The organism is Halohasta litorea, assembly GCF_024494645.1.
GTDB lineage: Archaea > Halobacteriota > Halobacteria > Halobacteriales > Haloferacaceae > Halohasta > Halohasta litorea.
The window spans coordinates 125,680-146,509 of sequence record NZ_JANHDJ010000004.1 but is presented as its reverse complement, the minus strand read 5'-3'; the positions used below and the strand labels follow the sequence as shown (position 1 = coordinate 146,509).

The following is a 20,830-nucleotide window of genomic DNA, read 5'->3' as shown; positions in this document are numbered from 1 at the left end:
AGAGACGGAGCAAGGGGTGAAATAAATGCCTACTGTGGAAGGAATAAGGGTTCCTTTGACACATATAAGGTCAGACAAGGTAATTGATCCTCATTGTAGTGCATAAAATATAATGAGATCACCGGACAAATCCACATGAAAGAACATGGGCGTCTACCGAGGGGTCGGTTCGCTAGTAGTTCTTGGCGAAGTAGGCCGTCTGGGTGGCTGGCTCGCCACAGATCCCACAGGTATCGTCTTCGTCGATCTCCTCCTCGTCGTCGAAGGGACACATGACGATTTCGGCCGACAGTGGTTCCTTGATCGGCTCCTCGCAGTCTTCGTCGCCGCACCACGGCACTTTGACGTACCCATTATTCGGGCCAAGCGTGCCGAGGATCTCCTCGCGGGAATCTGCTTCACGAACGTTCTCCTCTAAGTTCTCCTCGGCAGCGGCGTACAGTTTGGCATACACCTCGTCGAAGTGGTCCTGGACCGTCTCGCTGATTCCCTCGCGGTCCTCGACAGTCTCCTCACCATCAGGTCGGTGGACCACCGTGATTTCGTCGTCCTCGACCTCGTAGGGGCCGATTTCCAGCCGTACGGGGACGCCTTTGAGCTCCCACTCGTTGAATTTGAAGCCGGGATTCCGCTCGTCGCGGTCGTCGAGTTCGACGCGGATGCCCGCCTCGGCGAGCTCCTCGCGGACCGACTCGGCGTACTCCAGGACTTCCTCCTGGGTCTCCTCCTGCCAGATCGGGACGATAACGACCTGTTCGGGAGCCACGGTTGGGGGAAGTACGAGCCCCTGGTCGTCCGAGTGAGTCATGATTAGTGCGCCGATTGCACGCCACGACAGTCCCCAGGAGGTGGTGTGGGCGGGCTGGGTCTCCTCGTCCTCATCGGAGAAGGTGATATCGAACGCCTCAGCGAAGGAGGTCCCGAGGTGGTGGCTGGTGCCCGCCTGGACCGATTTGCCGTCGGGCATCAGTGCCTCGACGGTCGTCGTCGTCTCCGCGCCGGGGAACTTGTCGTGGTCGGGCTTCTGACCCTTCAGCACGGGAATCGCAAGCAAGTCCTCGTAGAGGTCGGCGTACTGTTCGAGGCGGGTCATGGTTTCGTCCCAGGCCTCGTCGTGGGTCTCGTGGGCGGTGTGGCCCTCCTGCCAGAGGAACTCCTTGGTCCGGAAGAACGGTTTCGTCTCGGTGGCCTCCCACCGAACGACCGAACACCACTGGTTCACGCGGAGGGGGAGATCGCGGTGGCTGCGGACCCACTGAGCCATGTAGGGCGCGATGATCGATTCGCTGGTCGGGCGAACCGCAAGCCGCTCTTCGAGTTCCTCGTGGCCGCCGTGGGTGACCCACGCCACCTCGGGATCGAACCCTTCGACGATGTCCTTCTCCCGTTCGAGGTAGCTCTCGGGGATCATCATCGGGAAGTAGGCGTTCTGAACGCCCGTCGACTTGAATTTGCGGTCGAGTTCGTTCTGGATGTATTCCCACAGCGCGTAGCCACGTGGGCGCGTGACGATGAACCCGCTCATTCCTTCGGGACCGTAGTTGGCGAGGCCAGCCTTCTGGACGACTTCGGCGTACCAGTCGCCAGTGTTGTACTGCTTGCGTTCGGTAATTCCGAGGTCTTGGTCGCTGTCGCTACTCATTACCAGAAATCCGGAACCGGGACAAATAAACTCGGTGTGTTCGCGGTCGACACCGGCTGTGGGTGTGTGAACGTCAACACAGCGTCCGTGGTACCACGACTCGGAGAAGTCTTATCCGTGGATGGGCCATACGTTTGTTTGCAATGGCACACGGTAAAGTTGACTTCTTCAACGACACGGGCGGCTACGGTTTCATTTCGACTGACGATTCTGACGACGACGTGTTCTTCCACATGGAAGACGTTGGCGGCGAGGATCTTACAGAGGGCGAGGAGATCGATTTCGATATCGAGCAGTCTCCCAAAGGCCCACGAGCGACCAACGTCGTTCGTAACTAACTGACTACACTGTCGCCCTCGGGCGACACTGCAACACTTCATTTTTGCGCAGACTACGACCGAGAGCCGCAGGCCTCGCGGTCAGCCGGTTCGTTCGGCGACCTTGCGGAGCAGCTCGTACTGGTCGTCCGCGTAGGCGATCACCCGCACGTCGATCAGCGTCTCCGGGTTGTAATCGGCGATTTCCGAACAGATGAGATCCGCCGCCCGTTCGAAGGGAAAGCCAGCCGCGCCGGTCCCGAGTACCGGCACCACGAGTGATTCACACCCCAACTCGTCGGCGGTTTCGAGGCTGTTCCAGGTCGCTTCCTGGATGCTTTCCTCAGTGGCTTTCCCGTCCCCGTAGTGTGGCATCGCCGCGGCGTGGATCACGTAGTCGGCATCGAGATCGAAGGCATCGGTGACGGCAACTTCGCCGAGGTCGACCGGACCCTTTGCCATCGCGGCCTCGTTGAGTTCCTCACCCGCCCCGCGGCGGAGCGCGCCAGCGACGCCGCTTCCCATCCGAAGGCTCGTTCCGGCTGCATTGACCAATGCGTCAGCCTGTTGGGTGGCGATATCGCCCTGGATCGGTGTGAACTCCATGGGGGTAGTTACTGGCTACTTCCCCGTAAACACTGGCTATGATACGGAAAACGGACTCTCAGCTTCGCGCCAGTTCCAGCCGGGCAGCCGGGTCTGAAAGCCCGCCGCCAGCGCCGCATCCAGATCGTCGACCCCCGCCTTCTCACCGTCTTCCCCATGGGTGTGGATATCCGCGAAATGGAACGTCGCCTGCGCCAACAGCGCCAGGGGCTGGCCGCCCGCGATCGTGGCCGCGAGTTCGCGGCCCAGCATCTCGTCGACGATGAATCCAGGATAGTCGTCCTCGACATCCAACTCCCGCAGCAGCCCCACGTAGCCCGCGACGTTGACCGCGACTTCGCCGTCGGCGAACACCGTCTCGACCTCGTTTTTATAAGCCGCTTCGCTCACGCCGTCGACCTCGGTCTCGAACAGCACTCCAAGGCGGTTGCGGGTCTCGTTGATAATTGGGACGACAGTTGAAGCGCGGGTGTGGACCCACTCGTATTCGGCCGCAATCCGGTCGGGTGTGAGCTCCATACCCCGTTTCGGACGCCAACTGCCTTACGTGTTTGCGAAGGGTTTTATAACACGGATCGTATAACCCCGAGTAAGCGGGTTTTCGTCGTCTGTTCCCGCATTCGCACCTATCGACGCATCTTTCGAGTATGTTCCATACCGACTCCCAGTTCCGGACGGCTACACAGCTACCCGTGCAGACAGCGACAGCCACCGGCTGGTCGACGATAGGTCGCTCCAGACGCAGTCCCGATTTCTCCGACTTATGAGTTCAGTAGACAAGCAGCTCGACGATCTGAAAGCAGAGATAGACAGCGAGGTTCCAGCCGATATCACCGTCTCCGACGTCACCTACGAGGGGCCGGAGTTGGTGCTTTATACGCCACATCCCAAGCAGTTCGCACGCAACGGTGATCTGGTCCGCAACCTCGCCAGCAAACTCCGGAAGCGTATCACTGTCCGACCGGACCCCGAAGCGTTGTCGGCCCCGAAGGCCGCCGAAGACGAGATCCTCTCGGTGATCCCCGAGGAGGCGGGCGTCACCGACCTTGACTTCCACCAAGACACCGGCGAGGTCGTCATCGAGGCCGAAAAGCCCGGCATGGTGATCGGTCGACACGGCTCGACGCTCCGCGATATCACCAAACAGGTCGGCTGGACCCCCGAGGTCGTCCGGACGCCGCCGATCGAGTCCTCGACGGTCTCCAACGTCCGCAACTTCCTCAAACAGGAACGCGACGACCGCCGCGACATCCTCGAACGTGTGGGTCGACAGATCCACCGCGAGGAGATGGGCCGCGATCAATGGGTCCGCATTTCGACGCTCGGCTGCTGCCGCGAGGTCGGCCGGGCGAGTTTCATCCTGTCGACGGCCGAAACTCGGATCCTGATCGACTGCGGCGACAAACCCGGTGCGGAGGGCGAAGTGCCCTACCTGCAGGTGCCGGAAGCACTCGGTTCGGGCGCGAACTCGATCGACGCCGTGGTGTTGACCCACGCCCACCTCGACCACTCGGCGCTGGTTCCCTTGCTCTTCAAATACGGGTACGATGGTCCGATCTACTGTACGGAGCCGACCCGGGATCTGATGGGTCTGCTACAGCTCGACTACCTCGATGTCGCCGCCAAAGAGGGCCGGACCCCGCCCTACGACTCCGAGCAGGTTCGAGAAACGATCAAACACACTATCCCGCTCGAATACGGCGACGTGACCGACATCGCCCCCGACGTGAAGATCACCTTCCACAACGCTGGCCACATCCTCGGCTCGGCGGTCACCCACTTCCACATCGGCGACGGGATGTACAACGTCGCCTTCTCGGGCGACATTCACTACCAGGACACGCGCCTGTTCAACGGAGCGGTCAACGACTTCCCGCGGGTGGAGACGCTCGTCATGGAATCGACCTACGGCGGTCGCAACGATTACCAGACCGACCAGGCCGATTCGGAGGAAAAACTGATCGAGGTCATCAACGAGACCTATGACAAGGGGGGCAAGGTACTGATTCCGGCCTTCGCCGTCGGCCGCTCTCAGGAGATCATGCTCGTCCTCGAAGAGGCGATGCGGACCGGTAAGATCCCGGAGATGCCGATCCACCTCGACGGGATGATCTGGGAGGCGACGGCGATCCACACGACGTATCCTGAATACCTGCGTGACGACCTCCGGGATCGGATCTTCCACGACGACGAAAACCCGTTCCTCGCCGATCAGTTCAACCACATCGACGCGGGCGAGGACGAACGCCAGGAGGTCGCCGACGGCGACCAGTGTGTCATCCTCTCTACGTCCGGGATGGTCACCGGCGGCCCGATCATGTCGTGGCTCCGGCATCTCGGCACCGATCCGGACTCCCGGCTCGTCTTCGTCGGCTACCAGGCGCAGGGAACGCTCGGCCGACGCATCCAGAACGGCTGGGACGAGATCCCGGTTAACGACAGCTACGGCGGCGGCCGCTCGAATACGCTCTCGCTCAACATGGATGTCGCCACCGTCGACGGTTTCTCCGGTCACGCCGACCGGAAGGGACTGATGGATTTCGTCAAAACGATGAATCCCCGCCCCGAGAAGGTACTCTGTGTCCACGGTGACGAACGCTCGGTCCAGGACCTATCGTCGGCGCTCTACCACGAGTTCAATATGCGGACGTTCGCGCCGAAGAACCTCGAAACGTTCCGCTTCAAATAGTCGACGCCGCAGCGATCCGGTTCTCAGCGGAGTTCCTTCCACTCGGTGCCACACTCGGGACAGGTGCGGACCGTAAATACCTCGTCGGGATCGTTCTCCTTTTTCAAGCTCTCGCCGCAGGCCGTACAGACGACGCGACCGTAGTTGTCCTTCTCTAGTTCGCCATCTCGGAGTCCTTTGCGGGTCGACTTCATTGAAAGACGATAGAAACGCCAACGTAAAAACTGCTTGGCTGTTGTGGTCCGTTTGTAAACAGGGCGAAAGGGGAAGCCACACGGTTCGGGAGTCCCTCCTGAGCCAGCCAGCGGCCGAACCGAGGGGCATATGTCCGCTGGGTACCAAGAACAGTCAACGAATGGAGTACGTCCAGGAGCGGATTACGACACTCCACGAGCTTCGAACGCCGACGCCGGAGGCTCCGACCGACCGAACGGCGGTCGTCGTGCCGATGACCGAACGGGAGTACGGCGGGTTGGCCGCCGAGGGTGTCCTTTCGGAGCTTGCAGCCGTCGACCCCGACCGAGTCGTGGTCCCGCTTCGAGCCCCGCCAGAGAAGGTCGGCCCGTTCCGGAAGTGGCTCGACAGTTTCGATCTGTCGATCGAAGTGCTGTGGTGTAGCGGTCCTCGCGTCACCGAACTGTTGGCTGATCACGGACTCAACGGGGAGGGTGGCAAAGGCCGAGATGTCTGGCTCGCGCTCGGACAGGTCCTGGAGTCGGAGTACGTCGTCTGCCACGACGCCGACACCAAAACCTACGACCGCTCGTACGTGCCGCGGCTGCTGTTTCCGCTCGAACACGGCCACGAGTTTGCCAAGGGCTACTACGCCCGCGTCGAGAACAACGCGCTCTACGGGCGGCTGTTCCGCCTGTTCTATGCGCCGCTGATTCGGACGCTTGCGGCCGAGACCAACGCTCCCGTGGTGGACTACCTCTCGGCGTTCCGCTATGCGCTGGCGGGTGAGTTCGCCGCGACCGGGGAGCTCGTCTCGAAGCTCCGCGTCCAGCGGTCCTGGGGGCTCGAAATCGGCACGTTAGGCGATGCCTACGCCCACGCTGGCTTCGCGGGCAGCGCGCAGGTCGACCTCGGGGCCTACGAACACGACCACCGGGCGGTAAGCGGCCCGACGGGGCTTTCAGAGATGAGCAACGCCGTCGGTGAGGCCCTGTTTCGCGTCGTGAGCGAGCACGGCGTCGACCCCGACTATGCCACGGTAGCCGACCGCTACCGATCGGTCGCCGCAGGGCTCGTCGACCAGTATGCGGTCGATGCGGCCTACAACGGCCTCGACTACGACCGGAGCGACGAGCTCGATCAGGTCGCCGCCTACAGCGAGACCGTCGGCGAGCCGGGCGAGGACACGCGACTCCCGGCGTGGCGCGAGGCACCGATCGCCCCCGACGCGGTTGCCGCGGCCGCAGCCGCCGATTTAGCGGCCGCAACCGCCGATTCGGTGTCGCAGTCGGAATCCGAGCCCACCGACGAACCGGCCAACAGAACCACCCAAGAGTAGCCGACAGACCGATACGTTCTCACCGTCCAGAGTGTGCTGTATGACGACCACTCACGACGAACTTGCGGGCGTCGTCGACCTCTTCGGCGCGCTGACGCGGTCGGAACTGACCGCCGCGCTCGGCGAACTCGCTTTTAAACAGGGTCAAGACGTCGACGAGTCGGCCCTGCGGTCGGCGATCGAAGCCGCCGTTGGGACCTACGCGCTGGTCGAGTACGAGACCAACGAGGGTGGCGACGACAGCGTCGAGCCGCTCATCGTCGTCGGCCCGACCGCGTTTGCTACCCTGCCGCCGAACGCCGAGGATCTGCCGCATATTCTGGATTTCGAGCGCCGAACGATCGACCGCGAGCGGCTCGCAGCCCAGGTTAGCCAGCGCCTAACGAGCGAAGCCGAGGCCGCGGTCGAGGCCGGCGATACCGAGCGAGCGGCCGAACTGCTCGACGTGAGCTACGATCTGGAGGCGTGGGCGACCGTCGACGCCAGCGGGGTTCGGTCGCGGCTGGAGCCGGTGCTCCCGCAAGATTAAGAGGACACCGCCCAAGGGTGAGATATGGACCTGACGGGCATCCGCCGGTATACGCCATCGGAGCTGGCCGATCCGGACCGGGAGGCGGCGGTGCTTGCCCCCATCATCCAGGAGGGCGGACGCTGCGAGATCCTCTTTACCAAACGCTCCGAACAGCTCGGCAACCACCCCGGTCAGATGAGTTTCCCGGGCGGCGGCCGCGAGCCGGAGGACGCCGACCTGGAGGCGACTGCCCGTCGCGAAGCCCACGAGGAGATCGATCTCGACCCCTCGGCGGCCGAAATCGTCGGTGCCATCGACGACATCGAAACCGTCACCCGGTACATCGTTCGCCCCTTCGTCGGGATCATCCCCGACCAACCGTACACGCCCGACGAGTACGAGGTCGCCGAAATCGTCCGGCTGGGCGTCGAGGATCTCACGGACTTGAATAACTACGAGTCCGAACACCGCGACCACCCCGAGTACGGCCCGATCCGCATCCACTTCTTCCACGTCGACGGCTACACCGTCTGGGGGGCGACCGGCCGAATGTTGGCACAACTCCTCGAACTGGCGACCGACTGGGAGATCCCGCCGGAGGTCGACCGGGTCGCCGAGCCGGACGCCGAACTCCCGATTTAAAAACTTACGCGTTGTCCGGCTCGTCGCTACCGTCTTCGATGTCGATCTCCGTCGAGTCGTCGGACTGCTCGGAGTCCGCGGCGTTGCCGGACGCCGCCGTTTCGTCTGGCGTGTCGACATCGGCTTCTTCGTCGGTCACAGTGACCGTTTTCGCCGACTCCGATTTCGGCACCCGCACCTGTAGCGTTCCCGACCGGGTGAGCGTTGCGGTCGGATCGGCGTTCGCCGCGGTGACGCTGGCGTCGTCGGGGAACCGAGCAGTCCCCGACAGCGTCAGGCCGCGACCAGGGAACCGCATCCCGAAGCCTTCGTAGAACTCCCGGAAGCGGTCGATCCGGACTTCGAGTTCGTTGTCCATAAACCGGACTTGGACGTCCTCCTTAGTCGCCCCCGGCGCGTCGAAGACGACGAGATACTCCTCGTCGGTCTCCAAGAGATCGTAGGCCAGTGGCTTGCGCTCCTGGACCTGTCCGATCCCGCGGCCGACGCGTTCGAGCACCGTGTTGATCGCCTCCCGACCGTAGGTTTTGAGCCGCGTCATAGCTCGATCTCCTCGAGGGCCGAGGCCTCGGTACAGTAGGGACAGACCAGATCGTCGACCTCGTGGTTCTCCGGCACGTCGTACGTATAGTGGACTTCGAACATATCGAGTTCGCAGTCCGTGTTGTCACAGATGACTTCGACGGTGGCTGGCATGCTTGAACAATGGGTCGCCACCGGCATAAATGACGTGGAGCGCGGAAATTCGGCCGATACCCGGACCGCACAGTTTTAGCGCGTCGACGCCGAAGACGGTCGTATGACTCATCCGTCGGATCTCTCGGTCACCATCGTCGACGGCTACGTCGACGAGCCGGCGCATTTCGGCGTCCCACCCTACATCTCGACGTATCCACGCTTTACCGCCGGCGCGCTCGTCGACGCTGGCGTCCCCCAATCGAACATTACCTACCACACGATCGACGAACTCCGGGAGGAGAAACAGAAGTGGCGGGCGATCTCCGAGGCGGATCTCTTTATATACGTTGGCGGGATGACCGTCCCCGGCAAGTACGTCGGCGGCACCCCAGCCGAGCCCGACGAAGTCAAAGAGATGGCGTGGGTCGCCGAGGGGACCTCCGTCCTCGGCGGCCCGGTTCGGTTCGGTGTCGGCGAGGAGAACGCCGGGGCGACCGAGACCGAGCGCAAGGATCTCGACTACGATTTCGTGGCGAAAGGCGACATCGAGGCCGCGGTCTACGATCTGGTCGACTCCGGCATGGAGGGCTTTAACAATCGGATGCGGGACAACGACGAACTGGCACGGTGGGCCCCCGGCGGCGCGTTCATCGTCGAACAACACCCCAACCATCCCGACCATCTGATCTGCGAAATGGAGACCTCGCGGGGCTGTGCCTACCGCTGTTCGTTCTGCACTGAGCCCTTATATGGCAACCCGGCGTTCCGGACACCCGTAGCGGTCGTCGAGGAAGTCGATGCGCTGTCGGACTACGGGGTCCGGCATTTCAGACTAGGTCGACAGGCCGACATTCTCGCATTCGGCGGCGACGGCGAGGCTCCGAACCCCGAGGCACTCAGGCAGCTCTACGGCGGGATTCGGGAGGTCGCCCCCGACCTCGAAACCCTCCACTTGGACAATATGAACCCGATTACGATCACCGAGTGGCCCGAGGCCAGCCGGGAGTGTATCCGGATCATCGCCGAACACAACACGCCGGGCGACACCGCTGCGTTCGGCCTGGAGTCGGCCGACCCGCTTGTCCAGGAGGAAAACAACCTCAACGTGACTGCCGAGGAGTGCTTTGAGGCAGTCAAAATCGTCAACGAGGAGGCGGGCTGGCGACCCGGCGAGGACGCCGAAGCGGCCCCGACCCACGGCGAAGGGGCAGCCAACCGCCTGCCGAAACTCCTGCCGGGGATCAACCTCCTCCACGGGCTGAAGGCCGAACGGCGAGAGACCTACGAGCACAACCGCGAGTTCCTCCAGCGCGTCTACGACGAGGGGCTGATGCTCCGGCGGATCAACATCCGGCAGGTAATGGCCTTCGACGGGACCGATATGTCCGAGACCGGCGCGGAGATCGCCCAGGGCCACAAGGACCTATTTAAATCATATAAAAAAGAGATTCGCGAAGAGATCGATCAGCCGATGTTGGAGCGGGTGACGCCACAGGGAACCGTGCTCCCGGACGTCCATCTCGAATACCACCAGGACGGCCGGACCTTTGGTCGACAACTGGGTACCTATCCCCTGCTCGTCGGGATTCCCGGCGAACACCCGCTTGAGACGACGATCGACGCGGTCGTTGTCGACCACGGCTACCGCTCGGTCACCGCAGTGCCCTATCCGCTGGATATCAACAGCGCGAGCATGACCGAACTCGAAGCCCTCCCCGGAATCGGTCGACAACGCGCTGGCGACATCATCGTCGACCGACCCTACGAGGCAGCCAGCGAGGCCGGTGAGACGATCGACCTGACGAAATACGTCACCGCCAACCCACCACAGCAGGCCGACTGAAAACTGCCCTCTCGACGCCTCCAACCATGACACAGCACACAACGGAGATCACACGGATTTCGGTCCCCACCGACACCGTCGCAACGACCGACCAGACGAACGTGTACCTGATCGAGGGCGACCAATCGCTGCTCCTGGACCCCGCCACACGACACCCAACAGTCGACGACGCCGTCGCCGACTGCGCGCCCGACCACATCACCGCCACCCACTGCCATCCCGACCACACCGCGGGGCTGACAGCCTACGCCTTCGAGACGGACGCGACGGTCTGGGCACCGGTCGGCTACGAGAACCGGTTTGCCCAGTCGACCGGCGTCTACCCGGCTCGAACGTTCCGAGAGGGCCACTCCATCGGCCCGGCGACAGCGATCGAAACACCGGGCCACGCCAGCGACCACACCGCCTTCGAGGTAGAGCTCGACGACGGCCGGACGGCGATTTTCACGGGTGATCTGGTCGTCGCCGAGGGGAGCGTCGTCGTCGGTGGGCCCGATGCGGATATGGCCGACTACCTCGACTCCCTGCGTCGGGTTCGGGAGCGCGAGCCGGACGTGGTCTTCCCCGGCCACGGGCCAATCATCGACGAGCCACGCGAGACGATCGATCGGCTTCTCGCCCACCGCGAGAAGCGGGAGCAGTCGGTGCTTGATGCGATGGCCACTAATGCCGAGGACGTCGAGGAGATCGTCGACCGCGCCTACGAGAAAGACATCAGCGAGGTCTCCGATCTCGCGCGCAAGACGGTGATCGCCCACATTCGGAAACTCGCCGAGGAAAATCGAGTCCGGTGGGACCCCGAGACCGAACAGGCGACGCTGGTCGACCGATAATCCATGGACTCGCTCGAAACCGAACTCGAACGCGCTCGCGGGCTCGACGTGGCGGCGTTAGCTGACGCTATCGAGACGATCGGCTTCGAGTGTACCCGCTGTGGAGCCTGCTGTAAGGGGTACGACCCCGACGACGGCAACGGGGGAAAAAGCGACCGCGAGCCCCATACCGCGACCGTGTTTCCCGACGAAGTCAGGGGGCTCCAGGAGACGACCGACTACGACTGGCGGGACGTCGCCCGACCGATGCCGTATGGACTCAGCGAGGGCGATGAGGGTCCCGAGGGCGAGACCTTCGAGTGGGCGCTCCAGACCGACTCCTGTGGCGACTGCACCTTTTATACTGAGAGCGACGACGGCACTGGAAGCTGTGGCGTCCACGAGGATCGACCCTTGATCTGTCAGACCTACCCGTTCAGCGTCGCCCTCGGCGGGACGAGCCAGCCGATGGGCGAGGCAGTAGATGCGGAAGGTATGGTTCGGGCCCACGAATGCGAGGGCCTCGGTCGGGACATATCGCGGGAAGAGGCCGAGGAACTGGCTGAGGCACTTAAAAAGCGAGCCGTCCGAGAGTTGGAGGAGGCGATCGGTGTCCGGGACAACTACGAGCCCGCTGACACCGAAAGGGTCGTGGTCCACGACTCCGAGGGTGCGAAAACCCAGGATGGTCGACCGCTCAATGAGTAGTCACTCCATACCGGTCATCCTGTCACTTTATTATGGTCCATGATAACACTGTGATAGAGGTATATTATGGAAATCTCAGATCAACTCCTCTGTCTGTTCAGTGCTGAAATAACCGAAGAAGACGACCGCTACACCGTCGAGGTCCCGAAACGGGAGATCGACACCGGTGCAGTCGAGGCGGGCGACACCTACCGCGTGGCACTCATCTCCAGGACGGCTGCGGAGGCCGGTGAACCAGACGAGCCGACGACTGCAAGCCGACCGTCGGGCGAACCCCAACCCCCCGTCGAGGCGGGCGAACTCCGCTATGTCGAGATCGAAGACATCGGCAAACAGGGCGACGGGATCGCCCGCGTCGAGCGCGGCTACGTGATTATCGTCCCCGGTGCGGATGTCGGCGAACGCGTGAAGATCGAAGTCTCCGAAGTCAAGTCCAACTTCGCGGTCGGCGAGATCATCGAAGAAGACCTGTAGTTTCGACCGACCTCCTGCAGCCCTTTTATATCATTTATATCATCAGCGGGCCGATGAGCACGCCCATCAGATGGACACGCCGCGCGCCGAATCGCGGTGGAACGAGGCCGACAACCGTCGACACCGCGAAGACGAGCACGCCGAATAGGCCGGTAAAGGCGAACGAAAGGACGGAGAGAAACGCCAGGACGACCAGCGAAACGCGCGTGTAGTCCGCTCGGCCGACAGTCAGCAGATACCGGTCACCGAGCGCAACCACCAGCAGGGTTCCGCAGGCCGCCCCGACGACGACTGCCGCCAGGAGGACCGGTACGTCGAGGGGGACACCGGTGGAGTCGACGGCGACCATCACGCCCGTTCGTGGCGTCCCGAGCGCGATGAGCGCAAACAGTGCGAAGACGGTGTTGGCCGTGTTCGCGCCGCTGGTGGCCACGATGAACCCCCGGTCGGCGTCCCGGTTCGGCACCGCGGGCAGGGCCATCACGGAGGCGATCGCCGCCGAGATGCCGGGCAGGTAGCCGACGATCGAGCCAGCGACCGAGCCCGCTCCGGCGGTGAGCCCCAAATCCCGCCGCCCCATCGTGAGTTTGGCATCGGCCTGTGGCGGCACTCCGCCGCCACCCATCGCATCGAGCAAGATCGGCGCGCCGAACAGCCCCGTCAAAAGCGGGGTGAGCATACTCCCTGCATCCAACGGTGCCTTGGGCGTCACGTCGAGGGTGACCCAGCCCAGCGCGGCGGCGAGGCCGAACGACAGCAGCCCGCCGACGATCGCCTCGGTCGACGATTCAGTCACGACGAGCAGACAGACGACAGCGCCGAGGACGACCCAGAGGTGGGCCCTTATAAACGGATACGCATGGGTCATCGCCCACGTGATCGGGAGCGCCAGCGGGAGGGCAGCCGCGACCGCCAGCCCGCTGCCGACCGCCGACAGCCGGAGGGCCTCGCGTCCTCGGCCCTCCAGGACCAGCCGGTGGCCCGGCAGCGCGGAGATCGCCATCGCAGCGTCCGGAACCCCGAGCGACAGCATCGGGACGATGTCGAGAAACGTGTGGACGACGCCTGCGGTGAGCATTGCCACGCCGACGAACAGCGGATCGGCGGGAATCGAGGCCGCGGTCGCCGCCAGCAACAGCGCGAAGTTGTTAGCGTGGAGGCCGGGGACCAGCCCGCTGGCAGTGCCGAGAGCGACCCCGCCGAGGGCGAAGCTGACGAACGAGACCACGACCTGTGGATCGATCCCCGCTTGCAGCCAAAGCTCCATCGACGGTGCTGGTCGCGCCTTCGGATTTAAGAATAGGGCCGTGGGAACGTAGCTGCCGCTCACCACGTAGCACGCAAAAAATAACGGGTCTGCGAGCTGTGCCGATTTAGCCGAAGAGGTTGCCGAGGCCCTCGCCGTCGGCTTCCTCGTCTTCGTCGTCGTCGGCTGCGTCTTCGGCTTCGTCAGCGTCGGCCTCGTCGTCGCCATCGTCAGCCTCAGCCTCGTCGGCTGCGCCTGCGTCGGCTGCGCCACCGGCTCCGCCTGCGGCGGGGACGGCTGCGGCCGTCTCGATGGCCTCTTCGATGTCGACGTCTTCGAGTGCGGCGACGAGCGCCTTGACTCGGGACTCCTCGACATCGACGCCTGCTGCGTCGAGGACTGCGGTGACGTTGTCTTCGTTGATCTCTTCGCCGGTCTCGTTCAGGATGAGTGCTGCGTAAACGTATTCCATTGTTGTAGGTTCCTTGGGTTGTTAGAAGAGCGTTCCGAGGGCATCGTCGTCTTCGTCGTCGCCGTCTGCCTCGGCCTCTTCCGTGTTGTCTTCGTCTGCCTGTGCGTCGTCCGCCTCGGAGTCGTCGGCTGCCGCTTCAGCGTCGGCCTCGTCGGCTTCCCCGCTTTCCTCGTCTGCCGAGGAATCGATCTCGCGGAGCTCTTCAGGGAGTGCTTCGGGATCGTCGATCTGGTCGACGAGTGCGCGGACCTGGCCGTCGGCCTTACCGACGAGTTCGCCCAGCACGTCCGGGCTCTCGACGGCACCGGAGAGCGCGACCGATTTCGCGTTGCCGGTTGCCTTCGCGATGAGCGACGGCGCGGTTTCGGTCGTCGGGTAGGTCGCGTTGATCGAGAGGTTCCGGGCCGCTGCGGCGGCGGACTGAATGTCCGCGCGGTACTCCTCGACGTCGATTTCGAGTTCGTCCGGGGTGAACAACACGCCCTCGGAGTAGACTCGTTTGAGGTCGAGGCCGACCTCTTTGGGCTCGATGCCCATCTCGCCCAGCACGCCAGCGAGCTGCTGGTCTACGACCTCGCCTTCCGAGAGGACGGTGCTGTCGGAGAGCACCTGAATGGAGCCCTCCTGGATTCGGGCGTCAGCACCGGCCTGCTGGAGTTCGCCCACGAACGGTCCGGGGTCGACGCCGGTGTCACCCTCGGGGATGACGATGTCGTTGGGCGCGACCTCGCCCGCGCTGATCGGAGCGGGAGTCTTCGAGGCTTCGAGCTGTTTGAAGAGTCCGAAGGGGTTGTCGTTCGTACCGATCAGGGCGACCTGTCCGGCGACGAACTCGGTGAGCTGCTCGACGCCTTCGTTGGCCTCTTCGAGTGCGCGCACGACGAGCGTGTTGCGGCTCATCCGGACGGCGGCACTGCCGTGGAGGTCACGGCGCATGGCCTGCAGCTGTCGGCTCGGAATGCCTTCGACGCCGACGATGCCGACCGACTGGTAGCTCGAAATGAAGTCGACGAGTTCGTCGACCTCGTCCTGTTTCCACTGTGGGATCGTCTCGGTCTTGCGGACGGATTCGCTCTGGCTCATTAGGCGTTCACCTCGACGGCGGGGCCCATCGTCGTCTTGACGTAGATCGAATCAAGGTTGAGCGGGCCCTTTTCGAGGTTCGCTTCCAGTCGCCGAATAATCACGTCGATGTTCGAGGCGATGTCCTCTTCGGACATATCGTCGGCACCAACGCGGGTGTGGAACGTTCGTCGGTCACGGGAACGAACCTGGACGGTGTTTTTCATCCGGTTGACAGTCTCGACGACGTCGTCGTCGGGCTGGAGCGGTGTCGGCATTTTACCGCGTGGACCGAGGACGGTCCCGAGGTAGCGGCCGATGTCCTGCATCAGGCTGGCCTCGGCGACGAAGAAGTCGGTCTCGTCGGCGAGGTCCTTGGCGGCGTCGGTATCGTCGCCGAGGTCTTCGAGGTCGTCCCCCGAGAGCACCTCGTCGGCAACACTCTCTGCCTGCAGGGCGGTTTCACCTTCGGCAAACACAATAATCTGTGTTTCCTGGCCGGTTCCGGACGGGAGCACGATGCTCTCGTCGACACGTTTCGCTGGATCGTTGAGGTCTAAGTCTCGCAGGTTCACCGCGAGGTCGACGGTCTCACGGAAATTCCGTGGTGGCGACTCGTCGAGCGCGCGAGAAACTGCTTCTACTATCGTATCGTCTGCCATTATTCACCTCCGTAGTACGCAGGATGCTGCTCCTACGGGTCAGTGACACAGGCTACGCCTGTCTCACCGGAAGGTGGCGGATGAGCGGTATAAACCCGTCGAACCCGATTCGACCGTCTGTGGGTGTTTCACACGATGTTACGCCAGTTTGTGACAGTCCGTCTTGGCGGCAGCTCTCCCGTCCGTTGGCCGCGGTCACAGCGGTTCATACAGTGTTTTATGCTTGCGAAGGATGTCTTTATGAAATGAGTCTGAAGGTCGACATTCGCAAGCTGGAGCTATTTAATAAGATCTGTCGACAGGGTTCGATTCAAGTCGCCGACAGTTTGAGTCAGATGTCGGGGATGGACGCCGAAATCGAGATGGCGAAAATCAACTTTCTGCATATCGACGACGTGAAGAAACACATCGGCAACCGGAACGCCGTCGGCATCAGCATCGAGCTGACCGAATCGCCGTACGGCAATGTCCTGTTTCTCCTCGATCCACGCGACAGCAAGGAACTCGCCCAGTCGATGATTCCGGGCGATATGGGTGGCGACGATTCCAGTGGGTTCAGCAGCATGGAGAAATCGGCGATCCAGGAGATCGGCAACATCATGACCTCCAGCTACATCGACGGCTGGGCGAACGTCCTCAACACGACGGTCAACATGACGACGCCGACGTTTACCTACGGCTCGACCGCGGAGATCATCGACAAGATGGGCGGCTGGCCCGACAAGGAGATGGTGTTCGTCCTGGACTCGGAGATCACGACTCACGATACCGATCTCGATCTCACCGTCTACACCTTCCCACAGCTCGACTCCCTTGTCGAACTCGTTCGGCAGATCGACGTCGACGCAAACGTCTGAATTCGACCGTAGACTCACCGTCGCGTGTTTTGTCGCTGGCTGCTTTTATAAATAGCCGCGCGTATTGGGGCGGAGTATCGACTGTTCGCACTCAAGAACCAACGAAAGCAGAAACTCGGTCGCCGAGAATTAGGCGCTGGCGTCGTCGACGAGTACGTCGTCGTACTCGCCCGCATCGACGCGTTCCTTGAACGTGCGTGCGTCCTCGCCGTCGATGGTGACGCCGAGGGTCATGCAGGTACCGCTGACCTCTTTGGCGGCGTTTTTCACGTCGTAGGACAGCAGGTCGGTCGACTTCTGCTCGGCGACCTTTTTGAGCTGCTCGACCGACATATCGGCGACGAAGTTCTCATGGGGTTCACCGCTGCCCGAGGAGAATCCGGCCTCGTCTTTGACGAGTTCGGATGTCGGTGGGACACCGACTTCGATCTCAAAGGAGCCGTCGTCTTCGTACTCGATAGTGATCGGGACTTCCATCCCGTCGAAGGCGTCGGTCTCGTCGTTGATTTCCTGTACGACTGCTTGGACGTCGACCGGCGTCGGACCGAGTTCCGGACCGAGCGGTGGGCCAGGGTTGGCCTGGCCACCAGCGACGAGTACTTCGATAGTTCCAGCCATACGCGGATGAAACCGGTCTCGGCTTTTAACGGTTGTTCTTTCCCCCGCTCCACGCGTGTGAATGACACAGCAAACGGGATCTGTTCGACCACGGTGTGACACACCAAACGATATTTCCGAGGCGAACTGGAGTGCAAACGTATGCTGTATCTGGGACTCCTCGCCGGGAGTGGCCTCCTCTTGGCCCCGGTCGTTGCCAGCGTGATTTATCTCGATGCCACCCGGCGAGGGATGTGGGACGGTCGACGACCGCTCCTTGCGGGAGTCGTCGGGCTCGGAAGTTTCGCCGGGTTCCTCGTCCCGTATGGGTTCCAGGAGCAACTCGGCTACATTTATTATATCGTACTCAAGCCCCGGCCGATTACGGTCCACCCATTGGAGTGGGTGATCGTGAGTATCGCTACCGGCCTGCTGCTCAGTGGCGTCGTCGGCTGTGCCTACCTCGTCGGGAGTCGGTTTCGACCGCCACAATCGAACTAGTTCCGGGAGATCGCTCGGACCGGACTCAGAACTTAACGGAGAACGAGTCATCCTACCCATGGGATTGTTTCGACTGTCGACCCTGTTCAAAACGCGGTGAGGGCTTGCGCAAGTTTAATCAAATAAAAAGTATGACAATTCAACCAAGACAAATTATGAGTTATCTATTGATGTTAGTTGTGAGTGGGCTGCTCGTGGCTCCACTTATGTCCGGGATGATTTATTTTGACACTGCTCGACGGAGCCTGTCTGGGTCTATTCGTCTCCTACTGGTAGCTCTTTTCGGCATCAGTAGCTTCTCTGGATTTTTTGTTCCGTATGTATTCAATAAGCAGATCTCGTATCTCTATCACTATGTTATCCAACCGAGACCAATTGCCGTTACGCCATCTAAATCGATACTCATCAGTATCACAATTGGCGTACTAACCAGCGTACTTCTCGCCGGTGTCTATCTTGGCAGTGTCCGGTTCATCCCATCTGAAACCGGGTAACCCGCTCACAGGTACGATCCGTCGACTGCTGCAATTACGTACGACTAGCAAACGAGCAAACGAACGTCGATTCAGAACTCGACCGCAAACGAGTCGACGTCGCCCGCCGCTTCGGCAACCGCCCCGAGCAGCGCCGCCACGCCGTCAAGATCCTCGGTGTCGATGACCTCGACCGGCGTGTGCATGTAGCGGTTCGGAATCCCGAGGTTCAGCGAGGGAATTCCGCTCCGGCTGGTATAAAAGGCGTCGGCGTCGGTGCCGGTTCGGGTGCCTGTGGCCTGCAACTGAATGTCGACCTCCGCGTCCTCGGCAGCCTGCCGAGCGAGGTCGACCACATTGGGATGGTTCGCGCTCCCGCGCGAGACGACCGGCCCCGCGCCGAGTTCGACTGGCCCTTGATGTTTGCCCTTCACGTCGGGGTTGTCGGTCGCATGGGTGACGTCGATCGCGATGGCGGCGTCGGGATCGAGGTCGAAGCCGACCATCTGTGCGCCTTTGATCCCGACTTCCTCCTGGACGGTGCTCACTGCATACACCGTCGCCTCGACATCGTGTTCGACGGCGTGGCGCAGCCCCTCGGCGGCGCTCCAGGTGCCGACGCGGTTGTCCATTCCCCGCGCGGAGAGTCGCGTGCCGTTGAGTTCGAACAGTTCCGTCGAGAAGGTGATCGGGTCGCCGACCTCGACGAGCTGTTCGGCCTCCTCGCTGTCGGCCGCGCCGATGTCGACGAACTGCTCTGCGATATCGTTGTACTCTTCGCTGCCCACGTCGCGGAGATGGATCGCCGTCTGGCCGATGACACCCTGGACCGGCTCATCGCTGTGGACCGTGACGTGTTGGCCCTGCGAAATCGTGCGGTCCGAGCCGCCGATCCTGGAGATCCGCAGAAAGCCGTTGTCGTCGATATCCCGGACGATGAAGCCGATCTCGTCGGCGTGACCCGTAAAAGCGATCTCGGGGCCGTCGCCCGATCCCTCGTGGACCGCCACGGTGTTGCCGTAGTCGTCGGTCCACACGTCGTCGGCGAACTCGCTGACGTAGTCGATCCAGACGCGCTGGCCGTCGGTCTCGTAGCCAGAGGGGCTAGGTGTCGACAGCAGTGCCTCCAAAAAGTCCCGCGGTGTGTCGTCCATGTCTGTGGCAACTGACAGCACACCTATCAACCTAGCGTTTCGCGTGGCTATCGGCTGGCGAGGCCAGAAACGCCACAACCGATTTAGGCGGGTTCGGCGTATACTGCCGTATGGGAGACATTACATTACTCGAACTCCACCCCCATGGAGACATCCAACTCGGTCCGAAATCACTCCGCAGCTCCACGAGCGAGGCCGACGAACCGGCCGCTGAGACAGTCGACGACTCGGGCGGGCGCTCGCTCGGCGCGCTGCTCTTGGTTGTCGGCGTCCTCGCGGTGTTGGTGCTGATGGCGACGAAGCTCCTCGGCGAGGACGCCGACGAGGAGATCGCTGGCTTCGACTGACACCGTCAACTGACGGCGGGGCGACACCCCCGCACAAGGACTTTGGTTGCGCGCGCCCTCCACTACCGCATGGATCTCTTTCGTAGCGTGCAGGCGGTAGCCGACTCCGGCGGCGACGGCATCGTCGACTGGACTGCCGTCGCTACGGCCGCCAAAGCCGCAACGCCGAGCGGCGACATCCGGCTTTCGAGCGAGGAACAACAGGGGTACCGAACGGATGTCCGTGCGGCCCGCGATCGACTCCGATCGGTCGGTGGCGTCTCCTTTGACCTCCCCGAAACCATCGAAATCCAGAACCGCCACCACTGGATCGACGCCAACGTCGCTACCTTCCGCCGGGTCGTCGAACCGCTAGAGGAGCAGACGACGATGTTCCCCGGCGTCTCGCGGGCGATCAACACCGGGACGATGGCAGTCACGCTGGGCTTCCTCGGCCGGAACGTCCTCGGCCAGTACGATCCCCTGCTGTTGGCTGACACCGACAACCACTCGCTGTACTTCGTGCGACCGAACATCCAGCGCGTCGCCCGCCAGTTGGACGTCGACTACCCACGGTTCCGCCGGTGGATCGCCTTCCACGAGGTCTCGCATGCCGCGGAGTTCGGCGCGGCCCCGTGGCTGCCGGGCTATCTCGAAGACCGGATGCAGGGGACGGTCAGCGCGCTCTCGGAGGGGAATCTCGACCGCGAGGCGTTCCAGGAGCTCAACACCGCGATGACCGCCGTCGAGGGGTACGCCGAACTCCTGATGGATCAGGCCTTCGACGAGGAGTACGCCGACCTCCGGGCCAAACTCGATGCCCGTCGACAGGGCGGTGGCCCCTTCGTCCAACTGATGCGGCGGCTGCTCGGCTTGGGACTCAAACGCCAGCAGTACGAACGCGGCGCGGAGTTCTTCACGGCGATCGCCGACGCCCGCGGACTGGCAGCCGCCAGCGCGGTTTGGGACCGGCCGGAGAACCTTCCGACCGACGAGGAACTCGACAGTCCGGGGCGGTGGCTCCATCGCGTCGAGGCCTAAGGGG

Annotated in this window: 25 protein-coding genes; 13 read left to right on the top strand and 12 right to left on the bottom strand. The window is 62.6% G+C overall.

Annotation, left to right across the window (positions count from 1 at the left end; all coding sequences use genetic code 11):
- Positions 1 to 172: 172 nt before the first annotated feature.
- Positions 173 to 1,642, bottom strand: coding sequence for a proline--tRNA ligase (gene proS, locus NO877_RS11115; protein ID WP_256396408.1), 1,470 nt, complete (start codon positions 1,640 to 1,642; stop codon positions 173 to 175).
- A gap of 143 nt (positions 1,643 to 1,785) precedes the next feature.
- On the opposite strand from proS, the gene NO877_RS11110 reads away from it, so the two are divergent.
- Positions 1,786 to 1,980: a cold-shock protein gene (locus tag NO877_RS11110; RefSeq protein ID WP_256396407.1), complete on the top strand. Its 195-nt coding sequence runs from the start codon at positions 1,786 to 1,788 to the stop codon at positions 1,978 to 1,980.
- An 81-nt stretch (positions 1,981 to 2,061) separates the two neighbouring features.
- Here the strand turns inward: NO877_RS11110 and NO877_RS11105 are convergent, their stop codons facing one another.
- Positions 2,062 to 2,565, bottom strand: a complete 504-nt coding sequence (locus NO877_RS11105; RefSeq protein ID WP_256396406.1) for a macro domain-containing protein — start codon at positions 2,563 to 2,565, stop codon at positions 2,062 to 2,064.
- Positions 2,566 to 2,601: 36 nt separating this feature from the next.
- On the bottom strand, positions 2,602 to 3,084 hold the full coding sequence (locus NO877_RS11100; protein WP_256396405.1) for a DUF7984 family protein: 483 nt from the start codon (positions 3,082 to 3,084) through the stop codon (positions 2,602 to 2,604).
- Between the two features lie 244 nt (positions 3,085 to 3,328).
- Here NO877_RS11100 and NO877_RS11095 point away from each other — a divergent pair, with 244 nt between their 5' ends.
- Positions 3,329 to 5,254, top strand: a complete 1,926-nt coding sequence (locus tag NO877_RS11095) for a beta-CASP ribonuclease aCPSF1 (RefSeq protein WP_256396404.1) — start codon at positions 3,329 to 3,331, stop codon at positions 5,252 to 5,254.
- 23 nt (positions 5,255 to 5,277) lie between these two features.
- On the opposite strand, the gene NO877_RS11090 is transcribed toward NO877_RS11095, so the two are convergent.
- The gene (locus NO877_RS11090) at positions 5,278 to 5,448 is read right to left on the bottom strand and encodes an HVO_0758 family zinc finger protein (protein WP_256396403.1); all 171 of its coding nucleotides are present in this window, start codon (positions 5,446 to 5,448) and stop codon (positions 5,278 to 5,280) included.
- Positions 5,449 to 5,609: 161 nt separating this feature from the next.
- Here NO877_RS11090 and NO877_RS11085 point away from each other — a divergent pair, with 161 nt between their 5' ends.
- From NO877_RS11085 to NO877_RS11075, 3 genes are read left to right on the top strand one after another with little or no spacing between them, the layout of a single operon-like run.
- On the top strand, positions 5,610 to 6,767 hold the full coding sequence (locus NO877_RS11085) for a glycosyltransferase family protein (RefSeq protein ID WP_256396402.1): 1,158 nt from the start codon (positions 5,610 to 5,612) through the stop codon (positions 6,765 to 6,767).
- Between the two features lie 40 nt (positions 6,768 to 6,807).
- The gene (locus NO877_RS11080; RefSeq protein WP_256396401.1) at positions 6,808 to 7,296 is read left to right on the top strand and encodes a DUF7109 family protein; all 489 of its coding nucleotides are present in this window, start codon (positions 6,808 to 6,810) and stop codon (positions 7,294 to 7,296) included.
- Positions 7,297 to 7,320: 24 nt separating this feature from the next.
- Positions 7,321 to 7,920 carry an NUDIX hydrolase gene (locus NO877_RS11075; protein WP_256396400.1) on the top strand — a complete coding sequence of 200 codons (600 nt, stop codon included), beginning with the start codon at positions 7,321 to 7,323 and terminating at the stop codon, positions 7,918 to 7,920.
- A gap of 4 nt (positions 7,921 to 7,924) precedes the next feature.
- On the opposite strand, the gene NO877_RS11070 is transcribed toward NO877_RS11075, so the two are convergent.
- Positions 7,925 to 8,461, bottom strand: coding sequence for an Hsp20/alpha crystallin family protein (locus NO877_RS11070; RefSeq protein ID WP_256396399.1), 537 nt, complete (start codon positions 8,459 to 8,461; stop codon positions 7,925 to 7,927).
- Positions 8,458 to 8,616, bottom strand: a complete 159-nt coding sequence (locus NO877_RS11065; protein ID WP_256396398.1) for a DUF7559 family protein — start codon at positions 8,614 to 8,616, stop codon at positions 8,458 to 8,460. Before NO877_RS11065 ends, NO877_RS11070 begins: the two co-directional genes overlap by 4 nt.
- 103 nt (positions 8,617 to 8,719) lie before the next feature.
- On the opposite strand from NO877_RS11065, the gene NO877_RS11060 reads away from it, so the two are divergent.
- The 4 genes from NO877_RS11060 (at position 8,720) to NO877_RS11045 (ending at position 12,435) form a co-directional block, all read left to right on the top strand.
- Positions 8,720 to 10,441 carry a radical SAM protein gene (locus NO877_RS11060; protein ID WP_256396397.1) on the top strand — a complete coding sequence of 574 codons (1,722 nt, stop codon included), beginning with the start codon at positions 8,720 to 8,722 and terminating at the stop codon, positions 10,439 to 10,441.
- 26 nt (positions 10,442 to 10,467) lie between these two features.
- Positions 10,468 to 11,274, top strand: coding sequence for an MBL fold metallo-hydrolase (locus NO877_RS11055; RefSeq protein WP_256396396.1), 807 nt, complete (start codon positions 10,468 to 10,470; stop codon positions 11,272 to 11,274).
- A gap of 3 nt (positions 11,275 to 11,277) precedes the next feature.
- Positions 11,278 to 11,961, top strand: coding sequence for a YkgJ family cysteine cluster protein (locus NO877_RS11050; protein ID WP_256396395.1), 684 nt, complete (start codon positions 11,278 to 11,280; stop codon positions 11,959 to 11,961).
- A gap of 66 nt (positions 11,962 to 12,027) precedes the next feature.
- Positions 12,028 to 12,435, top strand: a complete 408-nt coding sequence (locus NO877_RS11045; RefSeq protein WP_256396394.1) for a TRAM domain-containing protein — start codon at positions 12,028 to 12,030, stop codon at positions 12,433 to 12,435.
- Between the two features lie 34 nt (positions 12,436 to 12,469).
- On the opposite strand, the gene NO877_RS11040 is transcribed toward NO877_RS11045, so the two are convergent.
- The 4 genes from NO877_RS11040 to NO877_RS11025 all read right to left on the bottom strand — a co-directional run bounded on the left by NO877_RS11040 (position 12,470) and on the right by NO877_RS11025 (position 15,877).
- Positions 12,470 to 13,702, bottom strand: coding sequence for a tripartite tricarboxylate transporter permease (locus NO877_RS11040; protein WP_256396393.1), 1,233 nt, complete (start codon positions 13,700 to 13,702; stop codon positions 12,470 to 12,472).
- Positions 13,703 to 13,808: 106 nt separating this feature from the next.
- Positions 13,809 to 14,153, bottom strand: coding sequence for a 50S ribosomal protein P1 (gene rpl12p / locus NO877_RS11035; RefSeq protein ID WP_256396392.1), 345 nt, complete (start codon positions 14,151 to 14,153; stop codon positions 13,809 to 13,811).
- Between the two features lie 21 nt (positions 14,154 to 14,174).
- The gene (locus tag NO877_RS11030; protein ID WP_256396391.1) at positions 14,175 to 15,236 is read right to left on the bottom strand and encodes a 50S ribosomal protein L10; all 1,062 of its coding nucleotides are present in this window, start codon (positions 15,234 to 15,236) and stop codon (positions 14,175 to 14,177) included.
- Positions 15,236 to 15,877: a 50S ribosomal protein L1 gene (locus tag NO877_RS11025; protein WP_256396390.1), complete on the bottom strand. Its 642-nt coding sequence runs from the start codon at positions 15,875 to 15,877 to the stop codon at positions 15,236 to 15,238. The genes NO877_RS11030 and NO877_RS11025 overlap by 1 nt, the downstream gene beginning before the upstream one ends.
- A 245-nt stretch (positions 15,878 to 16,122) precedes the next feature.
- Here NO877_RS11025 and NO877_RS11020 point away from each other — a divergent pair, with 245 nt between their 5' ends.
- Entirely contained in the window at positions 16,123 to 16,734 is a 612-nt protein-coding gene (locus tag NO877_RS11020) for a chemotaxis protein CheC (RefSeq protein ID WP_256396389.1), read from the top strand.
- A gap of 129 nt (positions 16,735 to 16,863) precedes the next feature.
- Here NO877_RS11020 and NO877_RS11015 read toward each other — a convergent pair whose 3' ends face one another.
- The gene (locus NO877_RS11015; protein ID WP_256396388.1) at positions 16,864 to 17,352 is read right to left on the bottom strand and encodes a 50S ribosomal protein L11; all 489 of its coding nucleotides are present in this window, start codon (positions 17,350 to 17,352) and stop codon (positions 16,864 to 16,866) included.
- A gap of 141 nt (positions 17,353 to 17,493) precedes the next feature.
- Here NO877_RS11015 and NO877_RS11010 point away from each other — a divergent pair, with 141 nt between their 5' ends.
- Positions 17,494 to 17,832 carry a hypothetical protein gene (locus NO877_RS11010; RefSeq protein ID WP_256396387.1) on the top strand — a complete coding sequence of 113 codons (339 nt, stop codon included), beginning with the start codon at positions 17,494 to 17,496 and terminating at the stop codon, positions 17,830 to 17,832.
- Positions 17,833 to 18,397: 565 nt separating this feature from the next.
- On the opposite strand, the gene NO877_RS11005 is transcribed toward NO877_RS11010, so the two are convergent.
- Positions 18,398 to 19,459: a M20/M25/M40 family metallo-hydrolase gene (locus NO877_RS11005; RefSeq protein ID WP_256396386.1), complete on the bottom strand. Its 1,062-nt coding sequence runs from the start codon at positions 19,457 to 19,459 to the stop codon at positions 18,398 to 18,400.
- A 110-nt stretch (positions 19,460 to 19,569) separates the two neighbouring features.
- Between NO877_RS11005 and NO877_RS11000 the strand changes: the two genes are divergently transcribed.
- A complete protein-coding gene (locus tag NO877_RS11000) occupies positions 19,570 to 19,806 on the top strand; it encodes a hypothetical protein (protein ID WP_256396385.1) in 237 nt (78 codons plus the stop codon).
- A gap of 69 nt (positions 19,807 to 19,875) precedes the next feature.
- Positions 19,876 to 20,826, top strand: coding sequence for a zinc-dependent metalloprotease (locus tag NO877_RS10995; RefSeq protein WP_256396384.1), 951 nt, complete (start codon positions 19,876 to 19,878; stop codon positions 20,824 to 20,826).
- The last annotated feature ends 4 nt before the right edge of the window (positions 20,827 to 20,830 follow it).